The following is an 11,829-nucleotide window of genomic DNA, read 5'->3' on the forward strand; positions in this document are numbered from 1 at the left end:
TCATATGCTCTTTCAAAAACGTAGAATCATCTGGAGGTAAACCGTTCTTGAAATGGAAGTAAAGGAGTTGCTGTATGGGTTGGTGGAATGCTTCTGAAGTGGCGATCGCAGGTGGTGCAAAAAAATTACAAGTGATTCAATGCTCTTTCCAGAATAAGGGTTGGAAGTTTCTGCGAGGCTTATCTCTCACAATTTAGCTTCTGTCAGATGGTAGTTGGAATACAGTGGTTTTGTGGCTAACCCGTCTGGTTCATGTTTCAGTCCTGTAGATGGGATGTGGAGGAAGGAGCATGAAGTGCTCCTTCCTCCACATCCCATCTACAGGACTGAAACAGAGTAATTTATTTTATGTTGCTTTTTTGAATGTGAGGAGCCTGTAAAATCAACGGTTTTAGGGGAACTATTCAGAGTATTGTTTGTTGAATTGGGATAAAATCGTAAGCAGTGTTCCGCTTCAATGTAGGCTTACATTAACGTTTTTAATTTGAAATCCGCTTCAAACCCAGACTTTAATTCTGTTTCTAAACGCATTTCAAAATCACCTGCCGATTAGGATCTGCTCTTCCCACCCCTTGACCTTTGTTGGTTAGCAGCGCCTTCTCTGCCGGTGCATCTCCATTCCAGTTCAGGGAGGTTGAAGCTTGACACTCAAGGCATTACCTGGCCAAAGTTTCCCCTTAGGGGCAACTGTTATGCCAGATGGCGTCAATTTCTGCATTTTTTCTAAAAGCGCTCAAGCTATTGAGCTGCTGTTGTTCGATCGCCCTGATCAAGCAAAACCCTCGCACATCATTTCACTGGATTCTCGCCACAATAAAAGCTTCCACTACTGGCATGGGTTTGTACCCGGCCTGAAAGCGGGGCAAATTTATGGGTATCGCGTTCATGGTCCCTTTGACCCGGCCCAGGGCTACCGCTTTGACCCCAGCAAAGTCTTGCTTGATCCCTATGCCAAAGCGATTGTGAACGAGGAGTATTACGATCGCCGCGCCGCATCTCGCCCCGGTTACGACAACTGCGCCCAGGCGTTGAAAGGGGTAGTGGTCGATACCAGCACCTATGATTGGGAGGGCGATCGCCTTCTCCGTACCCCCTACACCCGCAGCATCATCTACGAAATGCATGTGGGAGGATTTACTCGCCATCCAAACTCCGGCTTGCCGGATGATAAACGGGGCACCTATGCCGGGTTAATTGAGAAAATCCCCTATCTGCAATCCCTTGGGGTGACAGCCGTAGAGCTGTTGCCTGTGCACTTCTTTGATGCTCAGGATGCCCAGGATGGTCTGAAGAACTACTGGGGATATAGCACCATTAGCTTTTTTGCTCCTCACCGCGCTTATAGTGCCGATCGCAGCTATCTGGGGCCGGTGGATGAATTTCGGGACATGGTGAAAGCGTTGCACCGAGCCGGTATCGAAGTCATTCTGGATGTGGTATTTAATCACAGTGCTGAAGGGAATGAGAACGGCCCTACACTGTCATTTCGAGGATTAGAAAATTCCGCCTACTACATTTTGGAGAAGGATCGCCAGTTCTACTCCAACTACAGCGGCTGCGGTAATGCGCTGCGCGCCAATCACCCCATTGTCAGCCAACTCATTCTCGACTCTCTGCGCTACTGGGTGTCAGAAATGCATGTGGATGGCTTTCGCTTTGACCTGGCCTCGGTACTGTGGCGCGATGATGTGGGGTTGCCCATTGAGCGATCGCCCATTCTCTGGACCATTGAGATGGACCCGGTGTTGGCTCGCACCAAAATTATTGCGGAAGCCTGGGATGCGGCGGGTTTGTATCAGGTGGGCAAGTTTGTGGGAACGGGCGATCGCTTTGCTGAATGGAATGGCCCCTTCCGGGATGATATGCGCCGCTTTGTGAAAGGGGATGAAGGGGTTGCCAAACGCGTTGCCCATCGGCTGTTGGGTAGCCCTGACATTTACCCCCGAATGGACTACGACACCACCCGCAGCATCAACTTCGTCACCTGCCACGATGGTTTTACCATCAACGATGTGGTGTCCTACAACGAGAAACACAATGCCGCCAACCTGGAGGATAGTCGTGATGGCTCTAATGACAACCACAGTTGGAACTGTGGCGTCGAGGGGCCTAGTAAAGACCCCAGAATTGAACGCTTGCGCGATCGCCAAATCAAAAACCTGATTAGCCTTCTGTTTCTTTCTCAGGGCACACCAATGATGCTCATGGGGGACGAAGTCCGTCGAACTCAGCAGGGCAACAATAACGGTTACTGCCAGGACAGTGAGGTGAGCTGGTTTAACTGGGATGACGTGGAAAAACGGAGCGGGCTCCTCCGCTTCACCCGTGAATTTATCCGGTTTGTGCAAGCCGTTCAACTGTTTCAGTTGGACCGGGTGCTCACTGGGTTTTCCTTCCAGGATGACCCCTTTGTAGTGTGGCACGGGGTTCATCTGGGCCAACCAGATTTGAATCCCAATTCCCATACCCTTGCTCTTACCCTTCAGCATCCTAAGAAGCAGGAGCATATTCACATCATGCTCAATGCCTATTGGGAGTCGCTTTCGTTCGAATTGCCTCCCCTCGATGGCAGCGAATGCTGGCACCGCATCGTCGATACTTACCTGTCGCCTCCTGAGGATTTTTGTCCTCTGGAAACGGCTCCGGTATTTTCGGGCGATCGCTACACGGTTCAACCTCGCTCTGTAGCAGTCTTGATGGCGTTTGTTAGCCCCTAACTCAACGACCGTTTGATGAACCGAGCACGGCTTATCAAACGGTCGTCGTCCTGTTTCTAAAGGCGTAGTACCTGTTTTAAGGGTTGTTTTTTGTATGCGAAGCATACGAAAAAATAACCCTTCCCGCAAGCTTTAAAACGTATCGTTTGGTAAGAACGGCGGTATGGGGTGAAAAATACCCTACACCGCCATTCGTGAGCATTTAGAGCGAGGCAGCGCTTCAGAAATGAGTATGTTAAAGTTTGCCTAATTGTTGGGCTTTCCTTTCATAAAAACTATTCATCTCCTTTCAGCAATTTTACGGAGGAGTGAGCTATTTCTCTCTCGTAAGGAGGGTGACGTTGAGAAAACAACGTATCTAAGGGGCGTCTTGATGCTCTCTTTGCAGAAAGTCTACGTATACTTACGTCTTCTTCATCGGGAATTTATAGAGGTCTTGCTATTCTCCTACCAGACCCCTAGAGCAAAAGCTTCTGCTTTTGATTCGAGTTTAAGAAGTTACGTTTGCCAATTCCGAACTTCGAGGGAGGTTGTTCAATGAAAGCCGTCATCCTTGCAGGTGGGCTGGGTACACGCATTAGTGAAGAGACCAGCATACGACCTAAGCCTATGGTCGAAATTGGGGGTCAACCCATTCTCTGGCACATCATGAAGATTTACTCGGCTTACGGGATAAACGACTTCATTGTTTGCTGTGGCTACAAAGGGCATGTCATCAAGGAGTACTTCGCCAACTACTTTCTTCGCATGTCAGATGTCACCATTGATATGCGCTTCAACCAGGTAAATATTCACACGGGCTATGCAGAGCCCTGGCGTGTCACTCTGGTGGATACCGGAGCTGAGACGATGACCGGTGGACGTCTCAAGCGCGTTCGAGAACACATTGGCTCAGAAACCTTCTGTTTCACCTATGGCGATGGTGTGAGCAACGTCAATATTGGTGAGCTCATTGCTTTTCATAAAGCTCAGGGTACGCTGGCAACCCTCACTGCCGTGCAACCCCCCGGGCGTTTTGGAGCCATTATGTTGGGCTCTGAGCAAACCAAAATTACCTCATTCCACGAAAAGCCAGAGGGAGATGGGGCCTGGATCAACGGTGGCTACTTTGTCGTTGAACCGGAAGTGATTGATTACATCGATGGAGACAGCACGGTTTGGGAACAGGCCCCGCTGGAAAAACTTGCCCATATGGAACAGCTATCTGCATATAAGCACAATGGTTTTTGGCAACCCATGGATACGCTACGAGATAAAAATTACCTTGAGGGTCTGTGGGAATCTGGCAAGGCCCCATGGAAGGTTTGGTAAACGCTTGAGCTGACGACGCCATCCATCCATTTATACAAACCAATTGATAGGGAAGACGGCATGTACGATTACGCAATTATCGGGGGAGGAATTGTCGGCCTCTCAACAGGAATGGCGTTGGGCAAACGCTATCCAGATGCCACGATTCTGGTTCTAGAAAAGGAGAGCCAGTGGGCCTTCCATCAGACGGGTAATAATAGCGGCGTCATTCACTCAGGCGTTTACTATAAGCCGGGTAGCTTTAAGGCAAAATTTTGCCGAGATGGTGCTGAGTCCATGGTGAACTTTTGCCAGGAGCATGGCCTGCCCTATGAGGTGTGTGGCAAGGTTATTGTTGCGACCGAAGAAAAGGAACTGCCTCTCTTGGAAAACCTCTACCAGCGGGGTTTAGAGAACGGCATTAAAGTTGCCCGTATCACCGCTGAGGAGGTTAAGGAGATTGAACCCCATGTCAACTGTTTGGCTGGGATTCGGGTCTTTTCTACAGGAATTGCCGACTACAAGCAGGTTTGCCTGAAGTACGCCGAACTGATTCAGCAGCAAGGCGGTGAACTACGGCTCAACACCAAAGTTCTGAAAATTGTTGACGTTCCTGAAGGTAAGGTTTTAGAGACGACCCAGGGCACGTTTGAGGCCCAGACGGTGATTAACTGCGCGGGGTTGTATAGCGATCGCATCGCTAAATTAGGGGGTGTTGACCCTCAGTCCAAAATCGTGCCATTTCGCGGTGAATATTACGAGTTAGTGCCCGAAAAGCGCTATCTAGTCAACACGTTGATTTATCCAGTTCCGAATCCAGCGTTTCCGTTCTTGGGCGTTCATTTCACCAAGATGATCGATGGCAGCGTTCATGCGGGGCCGAATGCAGTTCTCAGCTTGAAGCGCGAGGGTTACAAGAAGACCGATTTTGACCTCCGCGATTTTGCCGAAGTGATGACCTATCCGGCTTTCTGGAAACTGGCTTCCAAGTATGCCGACGAAGGCATCAAAGAAATGGTGCGCTCCTTTAGTAAGGCGGTTTTCGTACAAAGTCTCCAGCGCCTCATTCCCGAGGTGCAAATGGAGGATGTGGTTCCTACTCACGCGGGGGTAAGAGCCCAAGCCCTGATGGATAATGGCCAGCTCGTTGATGATTTCCTGATTGTTCGGGGTGAAAATTCCATTCACGTTTGTAATGCCCCGTCTCCTGCTGCTACCTCTTCCATCGAAATTGGAAAAGCTGTAGCTGAGCAGGCTCCGGCTCCCCGCACCAAGCAAGTCCAACTTAGCAGATAGGAAAATCCATGAAAGTTTTAGTAACCGGTACAGAGGGTTACCTCGGGTGCTTGTTTGCGCCATTGCTCCTCAAGCACGGTCACGAAGTTCTTGCTGTTGATACAGGCTTTTATAAATCGGGTTGGCTTTACAACGGCACCGAGATGACCGCCCAGACCCTTACTAAAGATCTTCGTCATATTTCCCTGGAAGATCTAAGAGGGGTTGATGCGATTGTTCATATGGCCGAGCTTTCTAACGACCCAACGGGCCAGTTGTCGCCCAACATTACCTACGATATTAACCATAAAGGGTCTGTGCGTCTGGCAGAACTAGCCAAGCAAGCGGGAATTAAGCGGTTTGTCTACATGTCATCCTGCAGTGTGTACGGCGTTGCTGCCACTGAAGTTGTGGATGAAACCTCGCCCGTTAATCCTCAAACTGCCTATGCGGAATGCAAGGCACTGGTGGAGCGCGATGTATCGAAGATGGCGAGTGACGACTTTTCTCCCACCTTTATGCGCAATGCGACCGCGTTTGGTGCTTCTCCTCGGATGCGTTTTGACATTGTGTTAAATAACCTATCCGGTCTGGCCTGGACCACGAAGCAAATCAAGATGGTCAGTGATGGTACACCTTGGCGGCCTCTGGTGCATGCCCTGGACATTGCTAAGGCTCTGCTGTGTGTATTGGAAGCTCCCCGCGATATCGTTCATAACCAGGTCTTTAACGTGGGTGACTCTGCTAACAACTATCAGGTCAAGCAGATTGCTGAAATTGTGGCGAGTGTCTTCCCGGGTTGCCAGTTGAGCTTTGGGGATCAAGGATCAGATAACCGCAGCTACAAAGTGTCGTTTGAGAAAATCAACACCCAGGTACCCGGTTTTAAGTGTGACTGGGATGCTCTGCGCGGTGCACAGCAATTGCTGCAAGTATTCACTCAAATTGACATGACCAAGGAGGTATTTGAGTACCGGGCCTTCACTCGGTTGAAGCAACTCGAATATCTGCTGCATACTCAGCAAATTGACAAAGATTTCTTCTGGAGCGTGTAATGATCTTTACGGAGACGAAGTTAAAAGGCGCATTCATCCTTGATCTAGACATTCGGGAAGATCATCGAGGTGGATTCGCCCGGACCTTCTGTGCCAAAGAGTTTGAAGAACATGGCCTGAAAGCCACTGTGGCCCAGTGCAATATGTCCTTCAACCACAAGGCCGGAACTCTGCGAGGAATGCACTATCAGCTTCCTCCGGCAGCGGAAACCAAACTCGTGCGTTGTACCAAGGGTGCAATTTATGACGTCATTATTGATATGCGTCCAGATTCCCCCACGTACATGCAGCACATCGGCGTGGAGTTGACAGCAGAGAACCGCCGTACTCTCTACATTCCCGAAATGTTTGCCCATGGCTATCAGGCTCTGACGGACGGTGCAGAGGTTATTTATCAGGTCGGTGAGTTCTATACCCCTGGCTATGAGCGAGGTCTGCGGTACAATGACCCAACCTTTGGCATTGAGTGGCCGATGGAAGTAACGGTTATTTCTGAAAAGGATTCAGCCTGGCCGCTTTTCGAACCCGTACCGGTGTAACAGGTGTTAGGGAATCGGGATCGTCTCTCCCGGTTCCCGTTCTGCTGTTAATCGTAGCCATACGTAAGGTCTGACTAATAGGTATCAAAGTTGAGTCATTTGAGTATTCCAGCGCTTTGAGTTTGTTCCAATCATGTGTCCGTAGGAGAGGATTTTTATGTACTTCATCGTTGATACCGCATTGCAGGCTCGCCAAGAAGCTGGGAATCCCGTGCGAGTTGGGATGATTGGCTCTGGCTTTATGGGAAAAGGGATTGCCAATCAAATTGTCAACTCAGTGCCCGGAATGGAACTGGTGGCAATTTTTAACCGGACGGTGGAGAAAGCGAAATACGCTTACCAGCAGGCCGGTGTTGAAGATATTCGAGAAGTCAAAACCGTTGCTGAATTAGAAGACGCGATCGCCCACAACCAATACGCGGTCACTGATGACGCGATGCTCCTCTGCCGCGCCGAAGGCATCGATGCACTGATTGAAGTAACGGGTGCGATCGAGTTTGGTGCCCATGTGGTGATGGAGGCGATCGCCCACAAAAAGCACATCATCCTGATGAACGCCGAGCTGGACGGCACTATCGGCCCCATTCTCAAAACCTACGCCGATAAAGCCGGGGTTATTATTACGGCCTGCGAAGGCGATCAACCCGGTGTGGAAATGAACCTCTACCGCTACGTCAAGAGCCTGGGCTTGACCCCAATGGTGTGCGGCAATATCAAGGGTCTGCACGACGCCTACCGTAACCCCACCACTCAAAAAGGCTTTGCGGAGCAGTGGGGCCAAAACGTCCACATGGTAACTAGCTTTGCTGATGGGACAAAGATTTCCTTTGAGCAGGCGATCGTTGCCAACGGTACTGGCATGACCATCGCCAAGCGTGGCATGATGGGCCACGACTTTATGCGCCACAAAGAGGAATTGATTAAGGAATACAATCTTAACTTCAACGGCCATATTGACGACCTGACCAAGCTCTATGACATCGATCAACTCAAAGAGCTGGGCGGTATTGTGGATTATGTAGTTGCCGTTAAACCGGGTCCTGGTGTGTACGTATTCGCCACCCACGACGATCCCAAACAACGCCATTACCTGAACCTCTATAAGCTTGGTGAAGGCCCGCTCTACAGCTTCTACCACCCCTACCACCTGTGCCATCTCGAGGTGCCCATGTCCGTGGCTCGTGTGGTACTGTTCAACGACGTGGTATTAGCTCCCACCTATGGCCCCCGTGTGGATGTCATCACGGCTGCGAAGACTGACCTGAAGGCGGGCGAAACCATTGATGAGTTGGGCGGTTACATGACCTATGGCCTCTGCGAAACGGCTCAGATCACCCTGGAGCAAAACTTGCTACCCATCGGTTTAGCGGAAGGTTGCGTTCTGAAGCGCGATGTGGCAAAGGATCAAGTTCTCACCTACGACGATGTGGAATTACCTGCAGGTCGCCTGTGTGATAAATTACGCGCTGAGCAAAATGCGATGTTTTTCCCCAGCCGCACTCTGGTAACGGCGTAATGGTTTGACAGCCTGAATCCCAATCAACTAGGTCGCGTTTCTCAGGAATGCGACCTTTTTTCTATCAAATTAAAGCTATATAGCGCTGTGCACGTTGATTAAGTAAGGTGGTGCGGGGCACGAAGTGCCCCACACCACCGCTACTGTACTTAACGCATTTGCACAGCGCTATAGCTACAGCCATTTCAGTTAGAAGCAGATGGTGGAGGGGGTATGCTTCGCATAACCCCCTCCACCATCTGCTTAGCTGTGCGATGTCGTTCTATTACAGCTCGTCATCATAGGCTTCTAAAAGTTCGGTGGCCTTTTGCTGATCGGCGATCGCCCCATTCTCATCTCCCATTTCCTGCCGTGCTCGGCTTCGCAATGTATAGGCGTTGGCGGAATCAGGATCTAACCTCAGGGCATGGTTGGCATTTCCCGTCGCTTCAGGGTACTGGCCCAATGCCAGGTATGCCTCACCCCGTAATAACACAGCATCAATATTTTGCGAATCAATCAGTAAGGCTCGATTGCAGTCTGCGATCGCTTCGGGGTAGCGTTGCAGGCCATAAAACAGGTTCGCCCGATGCAGGTAGGCTCTAACATCCTGTGAGTTCTGGCTCAATTTTTGATTGATGTCGTGCATCTCCTGTTGCAGGAGCAGCTTCATGCCTCTTTCTTGATCGGCTATTCCACCTGTGCTGTCGCCTTTGCGTTCGCGGGCTGTGCCTCGCAACTGATAGGCCTCGCCTGCGTCAGGATCGAGTTGTAAAACCCGTTCAGCGTCGGCGATCGCTCCGTCATAGTTATCCAGAGCTAACCGGGCGCGACCTCGCCTCAAGTAGGCTTGCATGTCCTGCGGATTGGTCTGCAAGGCTTGTTCTGCGGCGTCTACTTCCTGCTGAGCTCGCTCAGAGTATGCGGCTTTCGGGTCAGCCCAGTTTGACCGCATCAGATTCCAACTGTTCCAGCCAGGCATCAGGGCATAGAGGCCCCCGGCAAAGCCTCCCAATAAGCTGACTAGATAAACGCCAGTTAAACCCGCTCGTACAGACCATCTAGCGGAATCTTCCTGCCGGGTGTCGAGTAGACCCACCACCAGACTGTATTTTTTGGCGAAGGGTAAGGCTTGGTAGGGAGGCTTCTGGAGCTGGGTGAAGAGATATCGGAGAGCTTCATCGCGATCGCCCGGAGGCAACTCCCGTAGATCCCTGCGAAAGCGGGCATTGAGTTTGGCTAACCGGAAACTGCTGGGGATACTGAACGCAATCAGCAGGGCAAAGACAAACATCAAGGGGCTGGTTAACCCGACCAGCGCTAACAATGCCGCCCCCATTCCTTTAAAGATGACGCCCAAGTAAGGATTTCGCGAAAATAGCAGCAGGTCAGCCACCTGCCCACCGTCGAGTGGGTAAATGGGCAACAGGTTAAACAGGTTAAGCATGATGAGCATCCAACTGGTTTCGCGAAACCAGTTGGTGTCTTCCAGCCAGGTGCTAGCCGCGACGTCGGGGGTACGTGTCAGGCCAAAGGCGATCGCCAATCCAATGCCCAGAATTAATCCTGGTAGTGGCCCTGCCAGGGAAATCCATACTTTCTCGGTGAGGGACGCGTTGTCTTTGCGGGCCGTTGCTAGCGCGCCCAAAAACGGGATGAACAGCATCACCGTGTTGCGATACCCAAAAATTTTCATAGCCAGAATGTGACCCCCCTCATGGAAGAGCAGGACGGCCACAAAAATCATGAGCCTCTGTGGGTCAAATATAGAAGAGTAGGAGGCAATGAAGAGGGCCAGTGTGCCCAAGAGCAGCCAGTTTTTGCCCCGTTGGGAAAGGCCTTTGTTTTGTTTCTGCTGCAATCGATGAAACTCTGCAATTTCCAGTTCAACAATGGGCGTAGCAGGATTGGAATCGGTATGGTCTGCCTCTGCATTGGTTTGCCCAATAGGTTTTTGCTTTCCCTTGCGGGCAACCTGATAGACCGCTCGGATAGCCGTTTTCCAGGTCATGCGGTAGCTTTCCCCCGGTGTGACCCATTGAACTTCTCCTGTGGTGACGAGGCGCTCAGCTCCCCATTGGTTAGATGCTTCTAACGTTTGCAGGAAGGCTTCATGAGATAGGATTTGGGGTTGCTTCTCTTGGCTCAGTTCGGCCAGTTTTTGTTGGTGGCTCTGCCATTGTTCCTCCGCGGAAACGGTTCCAACATGGAGCGCAATTTCTCGAGGATTGGAGCTATAGATGCCAAAGTAAGCCGTATTGAGTGTGGTTAGCTGAGTTCCATCGTCAAAAAAGGCGATACAGCTCCGAATGAGAGGGGTGTTACTGCTGACTAACTGAGCGGTCATGAGCCCTGCGTAGGTATGACCCGAGCCATGCTGAAGCAAAATTCCCCACTGGTTGCCATCGCTCTCAGACCCCTGTTCAATTTGATGACAGCTCACCATTTTGAACCCCTGGATATTCAATTCGGCGATCGCCTCCTTAAAAATCCCCCAGGCAGCTTCTGGTATGTCCTCAGCCTGGGCGGGTTTTACACACATACACCGCATGGTGGTATGGCGAATTTTCCAGGTTGCGATGAGATAGGGCAGGGCAAGGATGAGCAGTAGGGGCGCGATCGTATAGAGAAGCGACAACATGATCGATCACACAGTGAGGAATAGCCTTAGTATTCCGATCTATTCATCGGATGTAACAGGGTAGCCGCCTCTTCACGAGACTTTAGAAATTGGGTATTGCTACATAAAGGCAGGGCTTACGCAAGTCCACTATCCGTAGTGTATTTGTGTTGTGGGTGGGGTGCGAAGCATGATGATAATTTCGCAAGACTTACCGTTGTAAGACAGATTTATAGGAAAACTCCTGGTTAAATGTTTAGGATAATTGGCTTTGGCCGGTTGTGTTCCGCTCCTTGACCATGCTTTTAGTCTGCTGGAGATGACCTGTTCACACCATAGATGTTTAGGCTGTTAATACCGTTTTAATATGAAGCTGCGCCAAATAGGGCTTCGAGAATGAAATCGTAGGACGTCAATGACGCAACCCTTTCAGGGGAAATCTTGTCGAGTTCCGAGGTCAGGAGTTTACGCAGTGCCTCCAAGTCAGGACAGTTGATCCACGCCAATTGTTTTTTCAGGAATAACCAGAACCGTTCAATCGGATTGAGTTCTGGAGAATGAGGTGGCTGAAATGTGAGGATGATATTACTCGGCCAGACCAAGTCGTTAGCGGTATGGGCCGTTGCTTGATCCACTTGAATCACGGCAATGTCATCGCCCAATTGCAGCGACAGCAGGTCTAGAAACTGTTGAAAGCAGGTGCGATCGAGGTGGGAGAACTCATAGAAAAAACTGAAACCTGTCAGGGGTTCGACCACTCCATAGAGCCAGAAGCACCCTCGTTGCCATTGCGTCTGTCCTACTGGCTTCACCCCACACGCCGTAACTAATCGTCCGG

The 11,829-nt window shown here is 50.6% G+C and carries 8 protein-coding genes; 6 read left to right on the plus strand and 2 right to left on the minus strand.

Translation table 11 applies throughout. The features are described from left to right. Positions 1-641: 641 nt before the first annotated feature. From glgX to H6F91_RS22990, 6 genes are all read left to right on the plus strand, one after another. On the plus strand, positions 642-2,717 hold the full coding sequence (glgX, locus tag H6F91_RS22965; RefSeq protein ID WP_190773685.1) for a glycogen debranching protein GlgX: 2,076 nt from the start codon (positions 642-644) through the stop codon (positions 2,715-2,717). 537 nt (positions 2,718-3,254) lie between these two features. Next, the gene (gene rfbF / locus H6F91_RS22970; protein WP_190773686.1) at positions 3,255-4,028 is read left to right on the plus strand and encodes a glucose-1-phosphate cytidylyltransferase; all 774 of its coding nucleotides are present in this window, start codon (positions 3,255-3,257) and stop codon (positions 4,026-4,028) included. Positions 4,029-4,088: 60 nt separating this feature from the next. Then, on the plus strand, positions 4,089-5,303 hold the full coding sequence (gene lhgO / locus H6F91_RS22975) for an L-2-hydroxyglutarate oxidase (protein WP_190789508.1): 1,215 nt from the start codon (positions 4,089-4,091) through the stop codon (positions 5,301-5,303). A gap of 8 nt (positions 5,304-5,311) precedes the next feature. Beyond that, the gene (locus H6F91_RS22980; protein WP_190773688.1) at positions 5,312-6,337 is read left to right on the plus strand and encodes an SDR family oxidoreductase; all 1,026 of its coding nucleotides are present in this window, start codon (positions 5,312-5,314) and stop codon (positions 6,335-6,337) included. Continuing rightward, positions 6,337-6,876 (plus strand): dTDP-4-dehydrorhamnose 3,5-epimerase, encoded by a 540-nt coding sequence (gene rfbC, locus H6F91_RS22985; protein ID WP_190773689.1) that lies wholly within the window; start codon positions 6,337-6,339, stop codon positions 6,874-6,876. Before H6F91_RS22980 ends, rfbC begins: the two co-directional genes overlap by 1 nt. A 157-nt stretch (positions 6,877-7,033) precedes the next feature. Beyond that, a complete protein-coding gene (locus H6F91_RS22990) occupies positions 7,034-8,392 on the plus strand; it encodes a Gfo/Idh/MocA family oxidoreductase (RefSeq protein WP_190773690.1) in 1,359 nt (452 codons plus the stop codon). Between the two features lie 265 nt (positions 8,393-8,657). Here H6F91_RS22990 and H6F91_RS22995 read toward each other — a convergent pair whose 3' ends face one another. Both H6F91_RS22995 and H6F91_RS23000 read right to left on the minus strand, forming a co-directional pair. Further along, positions 8,658-11,012, minus strand: coding sequence for a site-2 protease family protein (locus H6F91_RS22995; RefSeq protein ID WP_190789509.1), 2,355 nt, complete (start codon positions 11,010-11,012; stop codon positions 8,658-8,660). A gap of 341 nt (positions 11,013-11,353) precedes the next feature. Next, on the minus strand, positions 11,354-11,829 hold a 476-nt coding region (locus H6F91_RS23000), incomplete at its 5' end, for an IS630 family transposase (protein ID WP_190789510.1).

The sequence above is a fragment of the Leptolyngbya sp. FACHB-8 genome (assembly GCF_014695575.1).
Lineage (GTDB): Bacteria > Cyanobacteriota > Cyanobacteriia > Elainellales > Elainellaceae > Vacuolonema.